20 protein-coding genes and 1 tRNA gene are annotated in these 20497 nt (G+C 58.2%); 7 read left to right on the top strand and 14 right to left on the bottom strand.

Annotated features, from left to right (window positions below; all coding sequences use genetic code 11):
- The first annotated feature begins 107 nt into the window (after positions 1-107).
- From SJY13_RS10740 to SJY13_RS10725, 4 genes are read left to right on the top strand one after another with little or no spacing between them, the layout of a single operon-like run.
- Positions 108-974: an FAD binding domain-containing protein gene (locus SJY13_RS10740; RefSeq protein WP_377190808.1), complete on the top strand. Its 867-nt coding sequence runs from the start codon at positions 108-110 to the stop codon at positions 972-974.
- The gene (locus tag SJY13_RS10735; RefSeq protein ID WP_377190806.1) at positions 971-1450 is read left to right on the top strand and encodes a (2Fe-2S)-binding protein; all 480 of its coding nucleotides are present in this window, start codon (positions 971-973) and stop codon (positions 1448-1450) included. Before SJY13_RS10740 ends, SJY13_RS10735 begins: the two co-directional genes overlap by 4 nt.
- Complete coding sequence (locus tag SJY13_RS10730) at positions 1450-3705, top strand: xanthine dehydrogenase family protein molybdopterin-binding subunit (RefSeq protein ID WP_377190804.1); 2256 nt, start codon at positions 1450-1452, stop codon at positions 3703-3705. Before SJY13_RS10735 ends, SJY13_RS10730 begins: the two co-directional genes overlap by 1 nt.
- A complete protein-coding gene (locus SJY13_RS10725) occupies positions 3698-3943 on the top strand; it encodes a MoaD/ThiS family protein (protein WP_377190802.1) in 246 nt (81 codons plus the stop codon). The genes SJY13_RS10730 and SJY13_RS10725 overlap by 8 nt, the downstream gene beginning before the upstream one ends.
- Here the strand turns inward: SJY13_RS10725 and SJY13_RS10720 are convergent.
- Positions 3940-4644 (bottom strand): lysophospholipid acyltransferase family protein, encoded by a 705-nt coding sequence (locus SJY13_RS10720; RefSeq protein ID WP_377190800.1) that lies wholly within the window; start codon positions 4642-4644, stop codon positions 3940-3942. The two genes, SJY13_RS10725 and SJY13_RS10720, sit on opposite strands and share 4 nt — an antisense overlap.
- 143 nt (positions 4645-4787) lie before the next feature.
- Here SJY13_RS10720 and SJY13_RS10715 point away from each other — a divergent pair.
- Positions 4788-4863: transfer RNA gene (locus SJY13_RS10715), tRNA-Trp, on the top strand.
- Positions 4864-5133: 270 nt separating this feature from the next.
- Here SJY13_RS10715 and SJY13_RS10710 read toward each other — a convergent pair.
- On the bottom strand, positions 5134-5421 hold the full coding sequence (locus SJY13_RS10710; protein ID WP_377190798.1) for a hypothetical protein: 288 nt from the start codon (positions 5419-5421) through the stop codon (positions 5134-5136).
- 237 nt (positions 5422-5658) lie between these two features.
- Entirely contained in the window at positions 5659-6090 is a 432-nt protein-coding gene (locus SJY13_RS10705; protein WP_377190796.1) for a sulfotransferase, read from the bottom strand.
- 592 nt (positions 6091-6682) lie between these two features.
- On the opposite strand from SJY13_RS10705, the gene lptF reads away from it, so the two are divergent.
- Complete coding sequence (gene lptF / locus SJY13_RS10700) at positions 6683-7822, top strand: LPS export ABC transporter permease LptF (RefSeq protein ID WP_377190794.1); 1140 nt, start codon at positions 6683-6685, stop codon at positions 7820-7822.
- Here lptF and SJY13_RS10695 read toward each other — a convergent pair.
- Positions 7813-8646 carry a LysR family transcriptional regulator gene (locus tag SJY13_RS10695; protein ID WP_377190792.1) on the bottom strand — a complete coding sequence of 278 codons (834 nt, stop codon included), beginning with the start codon at positions 8644-8646 and terminating at the stop codon, positions 7813-7815. The two genes, lptF and SJY13_RS10695, sit on opposite strands and share 10 nt — an antisense overlap.
- 101 nt (positions 8647-8747) lie before the next feature.
- Between SJY13_RS10695 and SJY13_RS10690 the strand changes: the two genes are divergently transcribed.
- Positions 8748-9338: an HD domain-containing protein gene (locus SJY13_RS10690; RefSeq protein ID WP_377190790.1), complete on the top strand. Its 591-nt coding sequence runs from the start codon at positions 8748-8750 to the stop codon at positions 9336-9338.
- Here the strand turns inward: SJY13_RS10690 and speB are convergent.
- From speB to SJY13_RS10640, 10 genes are all read right to left on the bottom strand, one after another.
- Entirely contained in the window at positions 9335-10177 is an 843-nt protein-coding gene (gene speB / locus SJY13_RS10685; protein ID WP_377190788.1) for an agmatinase, read from the bottom strand. The two genes, SJY13_RS10690 and speB, sit on opposite strands and share 4 nt — an antisense overlap.
- A complete protein-coding gene (gene nspC / locus SJY13_RS10680) occupies positions 10174-11343 on the bottom strand; it encodes a carboxynorspermidine decarboxylase (protein WP_377190786.1) in 1170 nt (389 codons plus the stop codon). Before nspC ends, speB begins: the two co-directional genes overlap by 4 nt.
- A gap of 104 nt (positions 11344-11447) precedes the next feature.
- Positions 11448-12671: a saccharopine dehydrogenase family protein gene (locus SJY13_RS10675; RefSeq protein WP_377190784.1), complete on the bottom strand. Its 1224-nt coding sequence runs from the start codon at positions 12669-12671 to the stop codon at positions 11448-11450.
- A 22-nt stretch (positions 12672-12693) separates the two neighbouring features.
- Entirely contained in the window at positions 12694-14583 is a 1890-nt protein-coding gene (gene speA, locus SJY13_RS10670) for a biosynthetic arginine decarboxylase (protein ID WP_377190782.1), read from the bottom strand.
- Between the two features lie 101 nt (positions 14584-14684).
- Positions 14685-15770 carry a DUF1513 domain-containing protein gene (locus SJY13_RS10665; protein ID WP_377190780.1) on the bottom strand — a complete coding sequence of 362 codons (1086 nt, stop codon included), beginning with the start codon at positions 15768-15770 and terminating at the stop codon, positions 14685-14687.
- Between the two features lie 3 nt (positions 15771-15773).
- A complete protein-coding gene (locus SJY13_RS10660) occupies positions 15774-16784 on the bottom strand; it encodes an imelysin family protein (RefSeq protein ID WP_377190778.1) in 1011 nt (336 codons plus the stop codon).
- A 3-nt stretch (positions 16785-16787) separates the two neighbouring features.
- Entirely contained in the window at positions 16788-18323 is a 1536-nt protein-coding gene (locus SJY13_RS10655) for a di-heme oxidoreductase family protein (RefSeq protein ID WP_377190776.1), read from the bottom strand.
- On the bottom strand, positions 18295-18780 hold the full coding sequence (gene bfr / locus SJY13_RS10650) for a bacterioferritin (RefSeq protein ID WP_377190774.1): 486 nt from the start codon (positions 18778-18780) through the stop codon (positions 18295-18297). The genes SJY13_RS10655 and bfr overlap by 29 nt, the downstream gene beginning before the upstream one ends.
- Positions 18728-19021 (bottom strand): (2Fe-2S)-binding protein, encoded by a 294-nt coding sequence (locus SJY13_RS10645; protein WP_085823735.1) that lies wholly within the window; start codon positions 19019-19021, stop codon positions 18728-18730. The genes bfr and SJY13_RS10645 overlap by 53 nt, the downstream gene beginning before the upstream one ends.
- 132 nt (positions 19022-19153) lie before the next feature.
- Positions 19154-20425, bottom strand: coding sequence for an imelysin family protein (locus SJY13_RS10640; RefSeq protein WP_377190772.1), 1272 nt, complete (start codon positions 20423-20425; stop codon positions 19154-19156).
- Positions 20426-20497 lie beyond the last annotated feature (72 nt).

Here is a 20497-nt window from a genome sequence, read left to right as displayed (position 1 = left end):
CTGAAACGCAAAATTTGGTCGTTCCAGCCATGGACGCCGTTGGGTTGCTGCACTAACGTCCCCTGCGAACCCCAGTGAATCCTGATCAACAGGTGCGAGGTATTTTCATGGACTATCACAGCCCCGCCAGCTTTGCCGAGGCGTCGGCACTTGCCGCGAACGCGACGGGCACCACACGGTTTTTGGCAGGCGGCACCGATGTTTTGGTGCAGCTGCGCTCAGACTTGGTGACGCCTGATACGCTGATCGACATCAAGAAAATCAACGGCGTGCAAGACATCACCCGCAATGCCGACGGCAGTTGGACAATTGGTGTCGCCGTCACCGGTGCCGAGATGAGCGAACACGCCGAACTGGTCCGCGACTGGCCCGGCGTGGTTGAGGCGATGGACCTGATCGGGTCCACCCAGGTGCAGGGCCGCGCGACGCTGACCGGCAACCTGTGCAACGGATCGCCTGCTGCAGATTCCGTACCGGCAATGGTTGCCGCCGGCGTGACCGTCACGGTGACCGGCCCGGATGATAGTCGCGAGGTTGCCGTTGAAGACATCCCCACCGGCCCCGGTAGAACCGCGCTGAACAAGGGTGAGCTGATATCGGCTGTGAACATCCCCGCACGCGGGGCAAACGGCGGTGACGCCTATCTGCGTTTTATCCCACGGACTGAGATGGACATCGCCGTGGTTGGCGTCGGCGTGAACCTGCGTCTGGAGGGTGACACAGTCACCGAGGCGCGCGTCTCGCTGGGGGCCGTGGCGCCAACCGTTTTGCTGGTTGAAGACTGCGCCAAGGCCATCATCGGCAGCACGCTGGATGACGCTGCGCTGGGCGCGTTGGCTGCGGCTGCGTCTGCTGCCTGCAACCCAATCGATGACAAGCGCGGAACCATCGCGTTCCGCACTGAGGTATCCGGTGTTCTGGCAACACGCGCTGCGAAAATCGCCTATGCCCGTGCCAAGGGAGAACAAGCATGAGCAAATTCCACGTATCCACCACCGTGAACGGGGACACGGTCGAATACCTGTGCGATCCGCGCGAAACCCTTCTGGATTGTCTGCGCGACAAGCTGAACCTGACCGGCGCCAAAGAAGGCTGCGGCACCGGCGATTGCGGCGCGTGTTCGGTCACGGTCGATGGCCGTCTGGTCTGTTCCTGCCTGATGCTGGGGGTTGAGGCTGACGGCAAGGCCATTGAAACCGTCGAAGGGATCGCAGAAGGCGACATCCTGCATCCGCTGCAGCAAAAGTTCATCGAACACGCCGCGCTTCAGTGCGGTATCTGCACGCCGGGCATTCTGGTTGCTGCCAAGTCGCTGTTGGAGAAAAATCCAAACCCGTCCGAGGAGGAAACCCGGTATTGGCTGGCAGGCAACCTCTGCCGCTGCACCGGATATGACAAGATCATTCGTGCCGTGATGGAAACGGCGGCAGAGCTGCGGGAGGCTTCGTAATGGCACTCGACGATCGTAAATCAGGTTTCACATTTGTGGGCACCCGCCCGAACCGTCCGGATGGTTTGGACAAGGTCACTGGCCGCGCCAAGTTCGGGGCGGATATCTCAGCGCCGGGCATGCTGTTTGGTGCGGTTCTGCGCTCACCCCATGCCCACGCGCGGATCGTGAAGATCGACGCGTCGAAGGCTGAGGCGCATAAGGACGTCAAAGCTGTCGTCACACGCGCGGACTTTGCCGATGTACCGTTCAAACCCGGTCTGGAAGGCGAGTTCTGGAACGTGCTGGAAAACGTCATGGCGGGTGAAAAGGCCCTTTATGATGGGCATGCTGTGGCGGCTATCGCTGCGACCTCGGCGCTGGCGGCACGTGATGCACTTAAGCTGATCGAGGTTGAGTATGAGGTGCTGCCCCACGTCACCGACGTGGACAAGGCGATGGCCACTGATGCACCGGTCATTCGCGAAGGCGCTGCGGACTATTCCGTGCCTGAAGGGATGCACCCGAACGTCGTACGCTATCACGATAGCGGCCACGGCGATGTCGAGGCAGGGTTTGCCGAAGCCGATCTGGTGACCGAAGACAGCTTTGTCACCGAGGCAACTCATCAAGGTTATATTGAGCCGCACGCCTGTCTGGCCATGTTGGGCAATGACGGCAAAGGCGAGCTTTGGTGCACCACCCAAGGTCACTGGATCGCGCAAAAGACCTGTGCCGCGTTGTTGGGCATCGAGACCTCGCAACTGCGTGTGACTGCGTCCGAGATTGGCGGTGGTTTTGGTGGCAAGACCACCGTGTTCATCGAACCTGTCGCTCTGGCGCTGAGCCGCAAGGCCAACCGCCCGGTTAAACTGGTGATGACGCGTTCCGAAGTGTTCCGGGCGACTGGTCCGACCTCCTCTGCGTCGATGGATATCAAGATCGGGATGAAGCAGGATGGGACGATCACGGCCGCGCAAGGCGTGTTCCGCCTGCAGGGCGGCGCCTTCCCGGGTGCGCCGGGGGACATGACTGCCATGTGTGCATTCGCGCCCTATAACCTGACCAACGTCAAGCAGATCGGTTATGATGTGATGGCCAACCGCCCGAAACAGGCAGCCTACCGCGCGCCGGGTGCGCCAATGGGAGCCTTCGCGGTCGAGTCGGTGATTGACGAGCTGTGCAAGAAACTGAATCTCGATCCGGTCGACGTGCGCCTGAAAAACGCAGCGCATGAGGGCACCAAGGCCAGCTATGGCCCGCGCTACGAACGCATCGGTCTGGTCGAAACGCTTGAGGCCGCCAAGGCGCATCCGCACTACTCGGCCCCGCTGAAGCCGGGGCAGGGGCGGGGGATTTCCTGTGGCTTCTGGTTCAACCACGGTGGCGAGACATCGGTATCTCTGGCCCTGTCCGAGGACGGCTCGGCGCAACTGATGGTCGGCACGCCCGATATTGGCGGGTCGCGCGCCTCGATGGCACTGATGGCGGCTGAGGTTCTGGGCATTCCCTACGAGAATATCCGAGTCACCATCGCGGACACTGCGACGCTGGGATACAATGACGTCAGCCACGGCTCACGTGTGACCTATGCCAGTGGCCTGGCAACCATCAAGGCTGCGAAACATGCGGTTGAAAAGCTCAGTGAACGGGCTGCGGCCAAATGGGGTATCCCGGTGGATGCGGTGAAATGGGAAGATGGCTGCGCGGTGCCCTCGGGGCCCAATGCGGGTGATTTCGATCCGATGCCACTGGCCGATATCACAGCAGACATGGGATCGACCGGCGGTCCGATCTCGGGCCATTTCGAGGCCACGCCCGAAGGCGCAGGCGTGTCCTTTGGCACCCATATCGTCGATGCAGAGGTCGACCCGGAGACCGGTAAAACCTCGGTCACGCGTTACACGGTCATTCAGGACGCCGGCAAGGCCATCCACCCGACCTATGTCGAAGGTCAGTATCAGGGCGGTGCCGCACAAGGCATCGGCTGGGCGCTGAACGAGGAATATATCTATGGTGACGATGGCCGCTTGCAGAACTCGATCTTCCTCGATTACCGCATCCCGGTTGCCAGCGACTTGCCAATGATCGACACGGTGATTGTCGAAGTGCCCAACCCCGGCCACCCGTTTGGTGTACGCGGTGTCGGCGAAACCGGCATCGTGCCGCCACTGGCGGCCATCGCCAATGCGGTGTCGCATGCGGCCGGTGTGCGCATGCGGCAGCTGCCGATGTCACCGCCGCGTATTCTGGCGGCGTTGAAGGACAATGGTTGAGGTCCACCTATGGTCCGGCCTCCGGTCTTTGACCGGGGGTCAGCAGCTGGTTGAAGTTCAGGCCAAGACCACCGGTGATCTGCTAAAGGAACTGGTTCGTATGCATCCACAGCTGCAGGGGCCGATTGATGCAGGCGTGTCCATCGCCATCGATGGGCGCGTCATTGCCACAGGATTGACTGAACCGATCCCCGAAGGCAGCGAAGTCTACCTGATGCAACGATTAAGAGGCGGCTAGACTTCCGGCGCCCAGGGTTCGCGCCCGACCATGCGGTCAGCTTCGGCGGTGAGGTCGTTCATATGCTGCTCTAGGCTTTGGCGCAAAACCTCGATCTGTTGTTCGTCAGCCTTGCGCGGCACCGGATCAGTCCATTCACGACAGATAAAGACGCCCTCATTCCGCCAGGGTCGCGGCATCAACAGGCGATCCCATGTCCCGGCCTCACGCCCGTGTTTGGCCGAATAGGTGATGCCAAATATCCGCTTGCCAGATGTTCGTGCCCAGATCAGCGGCACGGTTGACGATATCCGTTCCGGCCCGCGTGGTCCGTCGGCGGCGATCCCAATCGAGACGCCTTGTTTTATCTTGCCCAGCACTTCGCGCGACAGGGCGACGTGGCGTTTGTGGCTGGACATGGCAATCGTATCCATGCCGAAAAGCTGCTGCACCCGACCCACCATGCTGCCCGCCCGCGCGGCTGAGGTGATTGAGCAGATACGCCCCTTGTCCAACGGAAAGAAATAGGGTGACTGCGCCAACCGCTGGTGCCAAAGAACCACGATGACCGGCTCGCCCTGCTCGGCAAGTTGATCCAGCTCCTCGTACCCGATGCGTTGCCAGTTTGTGTTGCGATTGACCATCCGGATATAACCCGCAATACGCCGCGCCGCCCAGTTTAGAACGGCTTCGCTGTCGGCGATCTTTTTGCGGATACTCACGGATAGTGTCCCCTGGTCTGGCCAAAACGTGTCTTATAGAACTCATCGCCGCGCGCAACTTGTTTGTCGATTGCACAAGGGTGGTGGAAAATGAAAATGCCTCTTGAGTCCGCCGCACGGCTGGCATATCTGATGCACACCTTAGGGGTATAGCTCAGTTGGTAGAGCGACGGTCTCCAAAACCGTAGGTCGCGGGTTCGAACCCTGCTGCCCCTGCCATTTACAATCAACCACTTGTACCGTTTCTGCCCATCCCAAGCTATAACAGTTAGATTTTTAACCCCTATTTCATACCTTTCCAGCTTACGGGTTCTTGATTCTGCCAACTTGGCATCAAGGATCGCACCAACGTCTTTCAGGCTGTGGCCTTGGATGTCGTTAGGTGAAACCCATCTTTCTGGGCAGCCCCGGGCAAGCATAACTCGCGTTTACAGTAGCTCTGTCTCCGCAGCGTGAATCGCCAATACCATGCAATAGAGCCCTGCTACTTTAGTCCTCAGAGTATCGGCTTCGCCAAAGTCGCGTAGCAGAACGTTCGAACCGGTTTCGTAAAGTCGCAGGTGCAATGGGGAGCTTCGAAAGAGCCACGTGCAGCAGATAGTCGGTATACTCAATTGCAGAGCCGATTTTTGTACGAGGAAATTGCTTTTCCCGCTCAAGGTCGGCCAGTAACTGCTCATTTTCTTCTACAACTGTTTCGAGCTCTTTTTGTATCCCCTTTTGGGCATTCTTAAATCTGTCACGTTCGAACAACAGCCCCTTTGCTTTTTCTTTCAAGACTTCGATTTCGCCAGATTTCAGTTGCGAGTTGCTCGAATCTTGTGCGTCTAGAGAGATGCCGATATGCCCCCAGAAACTTGCATCGAGTGAGAAGTCATCTGCAAGAAAGTCGCAGATTGCCTCAGGTTTATCTCTGTCTATGTCGAAAATTAAGAACTTACCGTCGCAATCGGAAAAATATTCATTGACTTCATGGTGATGCCGATGCCAATCCGCAGACCATTGCTGAATGATCTAATCTTGGCTTAAACCGTACAGCTCTTCGAAACGACGTAAAAAATTGCCGTCACCGTGCCGCAGGCGGCTGGAGATCCAGTCCTTGATATTCCTTGTGTTAAGAATGAAGTATGCGTCTGGATGCCATTTGTGGAAAGTTTGGAACCACCTTTGTGCCGCGATGTAGCCTGTATCACTAACGAACTCCATGTCCGTAAATGCGGTGTATTCGGGAAAGTCCCCAATCAGATCAAGGCCAGCCGCCATGTTCTTTTCGATTGATTTCGCCAGTGCCCCACCCGCATGATGGACCGACTTAACGCCGTTGATCTCAAAAAAGTTATTGAAAGTTCGGGTGCTGCATTTGTTGAAGCCCATCTGAAAAATCTTTGGCTGGCGTTCCTTAAAGTTCGGTTCGCCTTCCACAGTTTCTTGGATGTCATCGGGCATTCCTGAGCTCCATCATTGATCGATCAATAGTTGTTTTTATCTGACATCGGGTGTCTCGAATGTGGAACGGCAATGGTTCAATTTGTTGCGCTGACAATAGGCGCAGCATAGTTTCCGCAGGTTGCCTATCCTGGAGATGGAGGCGAAGGGCTTCCGCTTTTAATGGGTTTTCTGTTGGCAATTTGGGGGGAGTTCCGAACTACCCAAACCTGCCGCGATAGCCACGTCTAATTTTGACAGAGCGGGGCCTCCAGCACGCATGGCGAGCGCCCAGCAAAGTTTGCGAGTTCCATAAAGGGTTTAGCGAAGGTAAGCAGCTTCTTGACGGTTGGGAGATGGCGCGCAAACCTATTTGGGTATAGGCGTCGTTTTTCCTAATCGGGCAAAAAACACGGTGTTTTCATGCCACTTTAAGGGCCCCCAAAACCGTTGGTCGCGGGTTCGAACCCTGCTGCCCCTGCCATATCCCGGAAATCACAATGCAAGCAGGCGCTTTCGCAACGCAAATTCTCGCGGGCCTTTCAATGGCGGTTTCCTCGATCCTGCGAATGGAATACTGTCCGCTGGAACGTGAACAGACGGATGGAGTTACATGTCGCGCTTTGATGGTTATTTCCTGCGGCAACTGCTGATTCTGTTCGGCTTTTTCACCCTGGTTCTGGTGGGCGTGTTTTGGATCACGCGATCCGTTAGCCTGTTTGATCGTGTGATCAGCGGCGGCCAATCGGCCATGGTGTTTCTGGAGTTCACCGCGCTGACCCTGCCGACACTGATCCGGACTGTCATGCCCATGGCGGTGTTTGCCGCTGCGGTCTATGCCACCAATCGGTTGAGCCGCGAAAGCGAGCTTACGGTGATGCTGGCCACCGGTTCCAGCCCATGGCGCTTGGCGCGCGCGGTGTTTCTGTTCGGCCTTGTGGCGGGGTTGATGATGGCTGTCATCAGTGTGTTTCTGCGCCCTGCTTCTGTTGAACAGCTGGAACAGCGCCAAGCCGAAGTTGCCGGCGACGTGACAGCTCAGCTGCTGAATGAGGGCGAATTTCTGCACCCGACACAGGGTGTGACCGTCTATATCGGTAGGATTGACCTTGACGGCACGTTGCATGAGGTATTCGTTTCCGACCGTCGTGTCGGGCAAAATCCGGTCAGCTACTCCAGCAAAACGGCCTATCTGGTCAACAACGGTGCCGGTATTCACCTGGTAATGGTGGATGGCATCGCCCTGCGTCTGGACCAGCAGGGCAGGGTATTGTCCTCGACCCTGTTCGAGGATGCGTCATACGATATTTCCGCGCTGACCAATACCAGCAGCACGGCTGAACGCAGTCTCGAGGCGGTTCCCACGCTCGAGCTTTTGCAGAACCGCGACACCATCAGTGCCGCCGAAGGGTTTACCGAGGGTGAGCTGATCGACGAGTTACATCAGCGGTTTTCCTGGATTGCCATCTGTATCGCGGTGGCTATGGCGGGCTATGCAACGCTGATGCTGGGTAGTTTTTCCCGTTTTGGGCTGTGGCCTCAGATACTGGGCGCTTTCACGATCCTGATCTTGCTGGAAGGTGTGCGCGGCTTTGTCTCGCCGGTGGTAATCGATGACCCAAAGCTCTGGATATTGTTATACTTGCCTGCGATTATGGGCATTCTGATTTCGTGCTTTTTTCTGCTGATCGCGGGGCGCCCTCTGGTGCCGGCCAGATCGCGAGGGGCAAACGGGGCGGTGCCTCAGGCCTGATCGTCTTTGCGCAAATCGGTCAGGCAGGTCAAAATGTCGGCCGACGTAGTGCTGCCTTTGCGAGTTACCAGGTAATGCGGTAGCAACAGCTCCATTGCCCCGGCGACGGGGGCAAGATCACCTGCCAATATCTGATCGCGGATGACATACTCCGGGAAATACCCGGTTCCACCCCGGCGCAAGACATAGCGCAGAGCCATCATGCAATTGCCCAGAAAAACCGTCTGTCCCGTGGCACGCCGCGCAGCCGAGCGGACGTGATCCTGATAGATCTCGCCCAGTTCCAGATTGACGAAAACAGGGTCGACCGGGACAGGCGTTGTCACCAGTATCAGGCGTTCCGGGCCCAGGTCATGGGATTGAACCCTCGGGTCCAGCGGGCGTTCATGGGTCAATGCCGCGTCCAGAACATGGGTGGCGACGGCTTCGACCATGTTCAGATCATGGTCGTAATTGAGCGTCAGCAACAGTTGACCAAAGTGTAGCTCGAACTGCACAGCCAAATCGACCAGCAGGGGGTCCCAGATGCTAAGCTGTGCGCCAAGACGCAGTGCGGTGCGGTTTTGCGTCTGTGTAGGCAAATCCCGGGATGCAAAGGACCAAAGCGATATCATCTGCTCGGCATAGGGGCGGAACTGTTGACCGAACTCAGTCAGACTGGTGCCCCCGGCCCCTCGGGTGAACAGGGGTTTTCCGGTTTCCTCTTCGATCAGCCGGATGCGGGCGCTGACCGCGGTTTGGGTCACGTTCAGTTTGCGAGCTGCCGCATGGAAGCCGCCGGTATCGGCGACGCATAGAAAAGTCTCGATGGCTTTGATCTGCATTGTGACAGTATTTTTTGATCAAGCTGATAAAATCAATTCATTTTTTTTAATACCGAAACAGCGATACGTTCGGGCCAGCAGATCAGCCAAAGGACCGCGCCATGCTGGACAAAAGCCATAAACCCACCTGGACCAGTTTCGAACAGGCGACCAAAGCCGACTGGGACGCCGTGATGGAGTATGAAGAGGCGTATAACGCCGCCCTGCCGGATCGCATTTTGGATGCGATCCGCTCTCTGGATGAGGATTGGACGCCGTATCCAATCAACCGCTACGAACACAGCCTGCAAGCCGCGACCCGGGCTTATGAGGATGGTGCCGACGAAGAACTTGTGGTCGCCGCGCTGATCCACGACACCGGTGATATTCTGTCCCCCTACAATCATGGTGAGTTGTCAGCGGCGATGATGAAGCCCTATGTCAGCGAAAAAACCCATTGGATCCTCAAGCATCACTGCGTGTTTCAGGGTTATTACTATAATCATCACCTCGGCGGCGACCGCAACGCCCGCGACAGGTATCGCGATAGCCCCTATTGGGAGGATTGCCGATACTTCTGTCACGAATACGATCAGAAAGCGTTTGACCCTGAGTACCCGACCAAACCGTTGGAGTTCTTTGAGCCGATGCTGCGCCGTGTGTTGAACAAGGGTGAAGGGCATATGGAGCTGAACGAAAAAGCTGAGGGTTAGCAGGCGGCCATCAGGCGATAGACGATCTGCGCGGCGGTAAAATCCCAGGCGGCGTTGCCGTTGGGGGCCAGCTCGACCACATCGAAGCCCACGCATTTGCGGTCTTTCAAAGCGTGTTCGACAAGGCGCAGCGCCTGATAATACCCCAAACCTCCGGGGACCGGAGTGCCGGTGGCGGGCATCAGCGCCGGGTCCAGCCCGTCGACATCAAAACTGACATAGACCAGCTTGGGGAAATCCTCGGGCAGGTCGACTGCGTGGACGTTGCCGGTGACCAAGTCCTCGGCGTCGACGTGGAAGACGTGGTTTTTCGAGCGGCTTTGTGCCTCTTCGCTTGAAAAGGCACGCACGCCGAACTGGGCCAGTCGGACGCCTTCTTCAGCCAGCAGATGCATGACCGAGGCATGGCTGTGTTTCTCACCCTGATAGGCATTGCGCAGGTCTGCGTGGGCGTCGATCTGGACGATGCCGAGCGGTTGCCCCAATGCGCGGGCTACGCCCATGACCGCGCCATAGCTGAGCGAATGCTCGCCACCCAATGTCACCGGAACCTTGCCCGCCCGCACCGCCGCCTCGGTGCGTTGGGCGAGGCGTTCCATGATCTCGGACAGGGCGGCGTCGCAATCCACGGGAGTTTCGGTGAAAATCCCTTCGACGCATGGCTCGGCGTGGCCAGTGATGCGTTCCAACTCATTGCTGGCTTCGATAATTGCCTCGGGGCCTTTGGCGGTACCGGACCCATAAGAAACGGTGCGTTCCAGTGGCACCGGGATCACGCGAAACCGGGCGCCTTCTGAGCGTTCAGATGCGGTCAGTTCACTGTCGAGGAAAATGCTCATGAAAGTCGGTCCTTGAAGTCGTCATAGCCGAAGGTTCTGATGATGTTGAGCTCGTCGGTTTTGCTGTTCCACAGGGCGATGGTGGGCAGGGGGACGCCGTTGAATGTGTTGGTTTTCACCATCGAGTAATGCGCCTGATCGAGAAAGGCAAAGCGTTGGCCGATCTGCAACGGTTGGTCCCAGGTGTAGTCCCCGATGACATCGCCTGCCAGGCAAGACGGCCCGCCCAGTCGGTAGGTATGGCCGGGTTCGACCTCATCCATCAGGGCGGGGCGATAGGGGGCTTCGATCACGTCGGGCATGTGGCATGTGGCCGAGATATCGGTGATCGCGAGGTTCATTCCATTGGTCGGCAGGTCGAGGATTTCACCGACCAGAATCCCCGCGTCCAAAGCGACGGCCTCACCGGGTTCAAGATAGACTTCGATCGCGTGTTCTTCGCGGATTGTCTTGATGAAGGCGATCAGCCCTTCGCGGTCATAGTCGTCGCGGGTGATGTGATGCCCGCCGCCGAAATTCAACCATCTGAGCTGCCCCATGAAAGGTGCCAATTTGGGCGCGACGGCCTGCCATGTGCGTTGCAACGGTTCGAACCCCTGCTCACATAAGGTATGCATATGCAGGCCATCGACTCCGGTTAGAACCTCTTCGGTCAATTGACTGACCGGGGTTCCCAATCGAGAGCAGGGCGCGCAGGGGTCGTATTTTGCAATCTCGCCCTCGGAATGTTCCGGGTTGATGCGCAAACCGACCTGCACACCTGCTGCTTGGGCTTTGGCCAGGAATCGATCCTTTTGAGCTATAGAATTAAAGATGATGTGGTCGGACAATGACAGGATCTCGTCGATGTCAGCGTCTTTGTACCCGGCGCAGAAGGTGGCGACCTCACCGCCATATTCTTCACGACCCAGTCGCGCCTCGTAAATACCGCTGGCGCAGGTGCCACCAAGGTGCCGGCGGATCAGCGGCGCCAACGAGAACATCGAAAACGCTTTGAGTGCGCTGAGGACATGTGCCCCGGACTGCTTGCCGATCACGGCGAGGATGCTCAGGTTGCGCTCGACGGCTTTTTCGTCGACCACAAAACAGGGTGTTGGCACGCGGTTGAGGTCGAAATCGCGGAAAGCACCGGCATCGCCCGCTTGAGTGGTCATCATGTCGGACATAACCAGCATCTCCGTTGAATGGAGAGGTCGGGGGCTCTGCCCCCGGACCCCCGGGATATTTTAGCCAGATGAAGCAGGGCGGTCGCGCTGACCGCGCCGAGGGATCAGAAGTCGACCGGGCCGTCTAGCTCGTGGACCTGCCATGGAAGTCCGTGTTCGTTCAGCATGTCCATGAAGTCATCCGGATCAAGCTGCTCCATGTTCCACACGCCGGGTTGGGTCCAGTTGCCTTTCAGCACCTGCGCCGCGCCGATCATGGCAGGAACGCCGGTGGTGTAGCTGACGGCTTGTGATCCGACCTCGGCAAAGCATTCTTCGTGGTCGCAGATGTTGTAGATGTAGTAGGTCTTTTCGCCCGCGCCATCCTTGGCCTGGCCCGTGGCGATATCGCCGATACAGGCTTTGCCCTTGGTCTCTTGACCCAGATCGCCGGGATCGGGCAGCAGAGTTTTCAGGAACTGGATCGGGATGATTTCTTTGCCGTCATGCATCACCGGATCAATGCGGGTCATGCCGACGTTTTCCAGCACTTTGGCATGGGTGATATAGGCGTCGCCAAAGGTCATCCAGAACCGGGCGCGCTCGATCTCGGGGAAGTGAGTGCTGAGGCTTTCCAATTCCTCGTGGTACATCAGGTACATGTTCTTTGGCCCGATGGCGGGGAAATCATATTCGACCTTATGGGTCATCGCCGGGCTGTGGTGCCATGTGCCGTTTTCCCAGTGGCGGACTTCGGCCAGCACTTCGCGCAGGTTGATTTCCGGGTTGAAGTTGGTGGCGAATTCCTGATCGTTGGTGCCGCCATTGGCATCCAGCACGTCGATCTGGCGGATCGTGTCCAGCTTGTGTTTCTTCAGCCATGTGGCGAAGACGGACGTGACGCCCGGATCGAAGCCCGAGCCGAGAATGGCGGTCAGACCAGCCTGTTTGAACCGCTCCTGATAGGCCCATTGCCAGTGGTATTCGAACTTGGCCTCATCCTCGGGTTCATAGTTCGCGGTGTCCAGATAGTGGATGCCGGCCTCAAGGCAAGCGTCCATCAGCACCAGATCCTGATAGGGCAGGGCAAGGTTCACAAGAAGTTCAGCGCCGGTTTCACGGATCAGCTTGACTGTGTCCGCGACCTTATAGGCGTCCAGCTCCGCGGTGGCGATGTCAACACCGACACGTTGTTTCACTGCCGTGGCAATGGAGTCGCATTTCGACTTGGTGCGGCTAGCCAGCGTAATCTCGGTGAAGATGTCCGAATTCATCGCCATCTTGTGCACGGCCGCGTGTGAAACGCCGCCCGCACCGACAACCAGTGTTTTGCCACTCAAAGTGCCCATGGGGTCATCTCCTCTCAGGGGGTTATTCGTAATAGGTGTAGCCGTTGATTGAGTTGCGATAGGCGCTCATCAGGGTTTTTCGTTCACTGGCCTTCAGGGTACCGGTTGAGATCGCCTCGTCCACCATTTTACGGAAGGCAGCAACGCAATCGGTTGGATCGAACTCGACATAAGACAGAACCTGACTGATCGTGTCGCCCTCTTGTTCATGCAGCAAGTCAAAGCCACCATCAGCACGCAGGTCAATGGTGACCACATTGGTGTCTCCGAAAAGGTTGTGCAGATCGCCCAGCGTTTCCTGGTAGGCGCCGACAAAGAAGACGCCCATGAAATACTCGCCCGCTTCAGGCAGGGAGTGCACCGGCAGGCTGGGTGAGACGCCATCAGCCAGAATGAACCGGTCAATCTTGCCGTCGCTGTCGCAGGTGATGTCGGACAGCACCGCACGACGATCCGGGGTTTGGTTCAAGCCCTGCAGCGGTACGATTGGGTGAAGTTGGTCGATGGCCCAGACGTCGGGCAGCGATTGGAACAGCGAGAAGTTGCAGTGATAGATATCCGCCACTTTCTCAAGCTGTTCATCCACATCCGTGTCCAGATCATCGCTGGCGGCCAGCGCCTTGAGCCGCGCCATCAGAGACAGGTAGATGCGTTCGGCCCGGGCCATCTGACGCAGGTCGACATAGCCACGCCGGAACAGGGCGCGCAGTTCGTTGCGATAAAAACTGGCGTCGTTCCAACATTCCTGCAGGCGGTCGCTGCTGAGGTATCCGTGCACGGCGGCAAGGTCCGACACCATGTGATGGTCCTCTGGTTCCACCTCGGGGCCGTTTGGCGCGTCATAGAGCGTGCTTTCGAGCACGTTGAACACCAGCATCGAAGAAGTCGCCACCACCGCGCGGCCGCTTTCAGTGACCAGCGTCGGATGGGCCACGTTGGCCTCATCCATTGCGTAAGCCACGGTTTCGACGACGTTGGCACAGTATTCCTCGACCGTGTAGTTGATCGAGTTTTCTGCGGCCTTTTTCTCGCCGGTATAGTCAACGCCCATGCCACCACCAAGATCCAGATGGGTCAGTGGAACGCCTTCGCGCGTCAGCTCGGTGTAGTAACGGCAGGCCTCACCCACTGCGCGGCGCACATCGTTGACGTCCTGTACCTGCGATCCAAGGTGCGAATGCTGCAATTTCAGGCAATGCAACAGGCCAGCTGCTTTCAATTTGTCCACGACGGCAACCAGTTGATCCGTATTCATGCCAAAGGCGGAACGATCGCCCGAGCTTTCTTCCCACTTGCCGCTGATCTGGTTGGTCAGCTTTACGCGCACGCCGATCAGAGGTTCAATGCCCAACTCGTTATAGACCTCGATCACCGTGTCGGCCTCTTTCGGGCTTTCCAGAACGATGACCGTGTTGAACCCGATCTTGCGGCTGAGGATGGCCAGCTGAATGAACTCGGCATCCTTGACACCGTTGCAGACGATCAGCGCCTCACTGGCCAAACGGTGCGCCAGCGCGACGACCAGTTCAGGCTTGGACCCAGCTTCGAGCCCATAGTTGTACTTTTTACCGAACTCGACGATCCGGTCGACCACCTGCGCCTGCTGGTTCACCTTGATCGGGAACACACCGCGATAGCTGCCTTTATAACCGACGCGCGCGATGGCATCGCGAAAGCTCTCGTTGATATGCGCGATCTCGTGTTCCAGATAGGAGCTGATCCGCAGGATCATTGGTGCCTTGATGCCGCGTTCGTCCAGATCGTGCAGAATACCGGGCAGACTGATCGCTGTAGCCTCGGGGACCAGGGGATTGCGCAGACCGATCTCGCCCTGTTCCGTCACCTCGATGAGGCCTTTGCCCCATTTCTCAACCCCGTAGATGGAATGCGGTGCGTCGGGCGTCTGTTTCAATCACGTCAATCCTTGTCGGTCAGAGGGTCAGCTTCGCGCCCGCCAATACGGCAGCAATTTGATTCGTCCAAGCCTAAACTATGTGGCGGGGAAAACCGAGATTAAGCGGGTCCGCGAATGGGTATCAGGTGATTGTCCCATTGGCATCGCGGCTGGGCAAAGGTCTTGGCCTTGCCGTTGCGCAGACGCCCAACAAGCCCAGTGCCGGTCGTATAGACAAATCCGCCGGGTCCGGGTCCGAGACCGCAGACATCCTCAAGCGGAAAGACACCAGAAAGCTGACCGTCGTCGACAGTGAACCGGTGCAGGGCATTGCCACGCGGGCAGGTGATCGCGACGGTTTGGCCGTCCCCGGCAAAGGCGATACTGCCGGCATAGCCCTGCAGCGTTGAGTGATCGGCCACGGGCGCCGACAGCAGGTGCGGCGCGTCACCCTGCCGGTGCAGGCCCAGCAAGGGTGGGTGTTGTGATGTCTCACCCTGCCATTGCATCGCGAACCCCACCAGCCCGTCCCGCCGTACGCAGAGATGGCGGATCGAGTTCTTATGCATCGCACGAGGCAGTTCCACCTGTTCCAGCACCCTTCCGGACAGGTTAAGATAGCTTAGCCGGGACCGCATAACCGGTAGGTTCAGTTTGCTGCGCCCAGTGTCGGGGTGGGTTTCAATGCCGCCGTTTGCGACGACCAAAGTCTGGCCGTCCGGCATCAGGCGCATGTCATGCGGACCGACCCCGCCCGAGGGGAACTCACCCAAGCGGGTGTAGCTTTGACTGTCCCAGATGCCGATTACACCCTCACCGGCCTCAAAGTTGTTCTCGGTGGTGAACAACTTGTTCCCGTTTGCGGAAAATACGCCGTGGCCGTAGAAATGGCGGTTTTTGGGCGCCTCCAGCCGGGCGGTTTCCCTGCCGGTGGTGCAATCAATGACCACCGCGAATGTACCGGGGCGGCGGGCAAAGGCCACCGCTTGCGCTCGATGGGGATGGGCCGCAGCCGCGTGTCCACGAGCGGGCAGAGGCAACGTAAACAGGATTTCTCCGTTCACATCCAACCCGGCGAGCCGATAGGACCCGTCCGGAAACAGCGCAGCCGCCAAATAGTCCGGTGCGCCGACCGACGCCCAGCCGCGTACCGGCGCAAGGCTTGCAGCGGCCAATCCGGCCAGAAAGTGGCGGCGGTTGGTCAAGGCTCAGTCCCCGTCCAAAGAGTTGAAGCCTGCGTTAATGCCCAGTGTCGGCCCAAGCTCGGCCGAGGCAATAGTGCGGATATCGTTGATGGATTGCTGCAATACCTCAACCCGGAATCGGCCTTGTGGGGTGGCAACCCCGGCCAAGGCGGGATCGTCCAGCGATTGCGCACTGGCGATGGCCTTGGCAAAGGCTGCGCCCAGATCGGCTGCGATTCCGGGGTAGTCCGCCGACAAATGCGCGGCCAGATCACACAGCGCGATCAGCGACAGCTCCACGTGGCGCAGAGACCGGTCCGAGCGTCGCGCTTCAGCGCGGTTGGGGCGGGGGCGGTCGAATGTGCCCATGGGGCGACCAAGTCTAGTGTCACCGGTGAATTCCAGACCGGTCGTCAGGACCCGATACAGCTCTTGCATGGCCTCGTCTTCGGACCGGTAAGGGCCGCTTTCGCCTGGTCGGGTCAGGGTTATCGCGTATATAGCCCAATCGGCATCAATCGCATGGGCGTTGTTGTCGATATCCGTGGCGATAGCCTGGATCAACGCACAACGGTACGGTGCCGCCCCCTGATCCGTGAATTTTGGATCAAACAGCATCTGTTCCAACGCAAAAAAGCCGCGCCCAGCGACCGAGGTTTCGGCAAACTCTGCCGGGGTTTCAACGGACGCGTCCTCGGACGCAATCAGACCGGACAGTGCTTTGGGAGTAAAGCCCTTGGTGTCAGGCCAAAACGCCAGTGAAAAGGCACGGTCCTGCACTTCAGTGGGGCCGAACCGCAAGTGACTGACCGAAATCCAGCTGTCAAAAGCGGTGTGATAGGCCGCCTGCATTCTTGCTGAGCCCGGCGAGCAATCTGTCTGCGCTGCCTGTGTCAGTGCCTCGGTTGCCTGTGAAAGCACGGCAAATCCCGGCAGCACATGGGTTTCGACCGTGCTGGTCAAAATCTGCCCGTGATTTTGCGCATGTGCGTGCAAGGGCAATATCAGAGCAAGGGCTAAGGCAAGGGTGCGCATGGGTCAGAGGCTCTCCAAAAAGCGGATAAGGGCGTCGCGGTCGGGTTTGGGCATCGAAACGACGGTATCGCGCGCCGCCTGTGCTTCACCCCCGTGCCACAAAACGGCTTCGAGCAATGATCGCGCGCGCCCATCGTGCAGAAACTGTGTATGGCCCGAAACCTGCTGTGTCAGACCGATCCCCCACAGCGGAGGTGTGCGCCATTCGCGGCCCGTCGCGCGCGCTTCGGGGCGGTTGTCCGACAGACCCTCGCCCATATCGTGTAACAAAAGGTCTGTGTACGGCCAGATCAACTGGAAACTATGCTCGGGTCGGTCCTGCATACGATGCGTGACAAAGGCGGGCGTATGGCAAGAAACACATCCGGTTTCATGAAACACCTCCTTGCCGCGCAATACCTGTGGATCATTTGCGCCCCGTCGGGCCGGTACAGCCAGATTGCGGCTGTAAAAGGCGACGAGATCCATGCCGATCTGATCAATCTCAAACTCACGCGCATCCCCGTCGCCATGAGGCGCTTCCACGCAATCCGCCTGCGCTTGCGTGCAGTCCCCGTGCCCGGCCGGATAGAGCGGGCTTGAGATGCCGATATCCCCGGCGAAGGCCGCTGCCGATTGGTCCATGATCGTTGGCATGCCGGCCTTGTGGCCGAAGCGACCCAACATCGGTTGGTTATATTCGACCGACCAGACGATATTGGGCCGTCCGGAAATCCCGTCCCCATCCGCATCATCCGGGTCGACATTGGCCAGCAGATCCTCGACCGGGATCGCCTCAAGCAGACCCAGCCCGATCATCTGGGGCGCTACTCGTGGGCTGAGCATGGCATCGGGATGCAGCGGACCGTATCCCAGATCAGCTGCCATGTAGGTTGGGTGGCGCAAATTGACGGTCTCACCGTCCGACAGTTTTACGGAGGTCTCTTGGTATGTAATGTCTAGCCTGTATTCAGCCGGGTGGCCGGGCAGGGCCAGGTCCTGCATCTGACTGCCATAATTCGGCTCGGGTCTGGTGGCGATATAGTCCTCGATCTCGGCAAACCCGTCATTCGCGTCGCCGGGGATCGAGATACGCAGGAACATGGAAATCGCGTTGTCGTCTGGGCCGTTGGGCGTATGGCCGCGCCCATCCTTGATGTGGCATCGCTGGCAGGACCGCGCGTTGTAAAGCGGACCCAATCCGTCAGAGGCCAGTGTTGATGATGGCGCAGAAACCCAGATTTTCTTGAACAGCCCGTTGCCGACTTTGAAATCTAGCTCCTGCTCAAAGGCGAGGTTGGCCGAGGGCTGCGAAAACGCGTCTTCATCCGAACGTGCACGGACGGTAGCGGCCCCGGCGGGCAGGTCTTCGAACCGTTGAAGGGTGGTGAAGTCCTGCGGCGGGGCAATGGCCCGGTCTATCCGGGACTGTTCATCCAAGGTTCTCGGCTGAAAATTCAGATGAAGGTCCTGCAGTTCGGCTGACAGGCAAGGGGTGGCCGCCAGAGCGGCCACCGAAACGGCGACAAGGCTACTCTTCCTCGTCCATTTTCGATGCATTAAGGTGCGCATAATTGGCTTCGCCAATCCTTTCATACAAGTCGAGCTGCGTTTCCAGAAAGTCGATATGGCTTTCCTCATCGCGGATCAATTGCTCGAACAGGGACATTGACGCGTAGTCCGCCGCTTCTCTGCAGTAATCCCGTGCCTCTACATAAAGCGCACGCGCATCCTGTTCCGCTGCAAGGTCACATTCCAGCGTTTCCTTCGGGGTTTGCCCAATCCTGAGCGGGTCGAGCTTTTGCAGATTTGGATGGCCTTCCAGAAAGATGATCCGTTCGATCAACTTATCCGCGTGGCCCATCTCTTCGATGCTTTCCTCGCGGCTTTTCTTGGCCATGTGACCCAGGCCCCAGTCCTCCTGAAGCCTATAGTGCAGCCAGTACTGGCTGACCGCGGTCAGCTCATGCCGCAGGGATTTGTTGAGGTATTCGATGACTTTGGGATCGCCCTTCATATTCACTCTCCTGTGTTGCTTCGCTGCGAAGCGCACGAAGCTGCATGGGGACTTCCAGCCTATCGTTGGAGCGCATGGAGTCTAGGAAAAGCGGCATACACCCGCCGCAATCCGCCGATTTTCCAAGCGCATGATAGATCTTTCCGGGTGTAATCACCGTATAGGGATCCGAGGCACGCATCCAGTCGATGGCGGCGTGAATGTCAGTGTCCGAGATATTGGTGCAGTGGCATACGATCATGGCTGAGGTGCTTTGATTTTTAATTCCTACTATAATAGTAGGTTATTTTAGAGATGTCCCGCGACAAACTGTCGGCGGGCATCCACGCTGACGAGACGCGGCATGAAAGCGCCGCGTCTCGAAGGGGGCGGTTTACTGGAAAACTGCGTCGGGATTGTCGAGGCTATCAGAGCCTTCGAAATCGATCTGATCCAGCTGCATCGTGGTCACGATCCGCTCGATGGTTTTGGTCTGATCGATAAAGCCGTTAACGCCGCCCATGATAAGCAGCTCGCCACCTTCGTTGCCCCGCTCCAACATCTGGTCATAGGCAAATCCCGCTTCGGCAGTGGATTTCATAACGCCCAAAGCCTGCATTGTGTTCGCCAGTTTGACTTTCATCTCGGCATCCAGAGACGGGTCGCTGGCGATCACCAGATCGGACAGAGAGGCACCGTCGACAGGGGTGCCGTCAATGCGCGTATAGGTGCCCAGATACACATTCTGAACGCCAACGCCATTGTAGTAGTGGTCGTTATGGGTGTTGTCTGCAAAGCAGGAATGCTCTTCTTCGGGGTCGTTCAGCATCAGGCCCAGGCGCATACGCTCACCTGCGGTTTCGCCGTAGGACAGCGACCCCATGCCGGTCAGGATAGCGCTGACACCAGCAGCTTCATCTGCGGTCAATGCAACTCGCGCCGCGCCACCTTCGGCCCACTGAGCGGCCATCCATTCCAGATCGCTGACCAGCAGATCGGTCGCCGCGCTCAGGTACTGCGCGCGGCGGTCGCAATTGCCGCCAGTGCAGGCGTCGCCCTGTGCATAATCGCTCCAGGGGCGGTTGCCAGCGCCCGTGCCGTGACCGTTCAGGTCCTGACCCCACAGCAGAAATTCAATCGCGTGATAGCCGGTGGCCACATTGGCTTCGATTCCGTCGGCTTCGTGCAGGGTCTCGCCCAGCAATTCCGGGGTGATCTCGGCGGCGTCAATGGTTTCGCCCGACAGCTCAAAACTGGGGTTGGCAATGACGTTCAGCGCGGCAAATTCGTTCTCGTCAGTCGGACCACTATAAGAAGAGTCCACGTAATCGATCAGGCCTTCATCCAAAGGCCAGGCGTTCACTTTGCCTTCCCAATCATCGACGATAGCGTTTCCGAAACGGTAAACCTCGGTCTGCTGATAGGGCACACGCGCCGCGATCCAGGCGGCACGGGCTGCATTCAGGGTTGCGTCCGACGGATCGGCGATCAGGGCGTTTACGGCCGCTTGCAGCGACTTGGCCGCAATCAGGCTGTCATCGTAATTGGCTTCGGCAATGTTGGAGTAGGTACTCAGAACATCAGCCTTCGATGGCGAATCATCTGCTATAGCAGCAGAGGCAATTCCAAGGGTGAGGACGCTGGTAGCAGCAAATAATCTGGTCATGGGGACGGCACTTTCTTGTCAGAAACAAAGTCTCAGGCGTCGTCTGAGCGACGCGTACGGCTCGATAACTGA

The organism is Ruegeria meonggei (assembly GCF_042768335.1).
GTDB classification, from domain to species: Bacteria; Pseudomonadota; Alphaproteobacteria; order Rhodobacterales; family Rhodobacteraceae; genus Ruegeria; species Ruegeria meonggei.
The sequence above is the reverse complement of the archived record's forward strand: the minus strand, read 5'-3'. Positions and strand labels throughout refer to the sequence as shown.

Coding starts and splice junctions, on each gene's coding strand:
- SJY13_RS10740 (WP_377190808.1), top strand. CDS start 108: ATGGACTATCACAGCCCCGCCAGCTTTGCCGAGGCGTCGGCACTTGCC.
- SJY13_RS10735 (WP_377190806.1), top strand. CDS start 971: ATGAGCAAATTCCACGTATCCACCACCGTGAACGGGGACACGGTCGAA.
- SJY13_RS10730 (WP_377190804.1), top strand. CDS start 1,450: ATGGCACTCGACGATCGTAAATCAGGTTTCACATTTGTGGGCACCCGC.
- SJY13_RS10725 (WP_377190802.1), top strand. CDS start 3,698: ATGGTTGAGGTCCACCTATGGTCCGGCCTCCGGTCTTTGACCGGGGGT.
- SJY13_RS10705 (WP_377190796.1), bottom strand. CDS start 6,090: ATGCCCGATGACATCCAAGAAACTGTGGAAGGCGAACCGAACTTTAAG.
- lptF (WP_377190794.1), top strand. CDS start 6,683: ATGTCGCGCTTTGATGGTTATTTCCTGCGGCAACTGCTGATTCTGTTC.
- SJY13_RS10695 (WP_377190792.1), bottom strand. CDS start 8,646: ATGCAGATCAAAGCCATCGAGACTTTTCTATGCGTCGCCGATACCGGC.
- SJY13_RS10690 (WP_377190790.1), top strand. CDS start 8,748: ATGCTGGACAAAAGCCATAAACCCACCTGGACCAGTTTCGAACAGGCG.
- speB (WP_377190788.1), bottom strand. CDS start 10,177: ATGAGCATTTTCCTCGACAGTGAACTGACCGCATCTGAACGCTCAGAA.
- nspC (WP_377190786.1), bottom strand. CDS start 11,343: ATGTCCGACATGATGACCACTCAAGCGGGCGATGCCGGTGCTTTCCGC.
- SJY13_RS10675 (WP_377190784.1), bottom strand. CDS start 12,671: ATGGGCACTTTGAGTGGCAAAACACTGGTTGTCGGTGCGGGCGGCGTT.
- SJY13_RS10660 (WP_377190778.1), bottom strand. CDS start 16,784: ATGCGCACCCTTGCCTTAGCCCTTGCTCTGATATTGCCCTTGCACGCA.
- SJY13_RS10655 (WP_377190776.1), bottom strand. CDS start 18,323: ATGCATCGAAAATGGACGAGGAAGAGTAGCCTTGTCGCCGTTTCGGTG.
- bfr (WP_377190774.1), bottom strand. CDS start 18,780: ATGAAGGGCGATCCCAAAGTCATCGAATACCTCAACAAATCCCTGCGG.
- SJY13_RS10645 (WP_085823735.1), bottom strand. CDS start 19,021: ATGATCGTATGCCACTGCACCAATATCTCGGACACTGACATTCACGCC.
- SJY13_RS10640 (WP_377190772.1), bottom strand. CDS start 20,425: ATGACCAGATTATTTGCTGCTACCAGCGTCCTCACCCTTGGAATTGCC.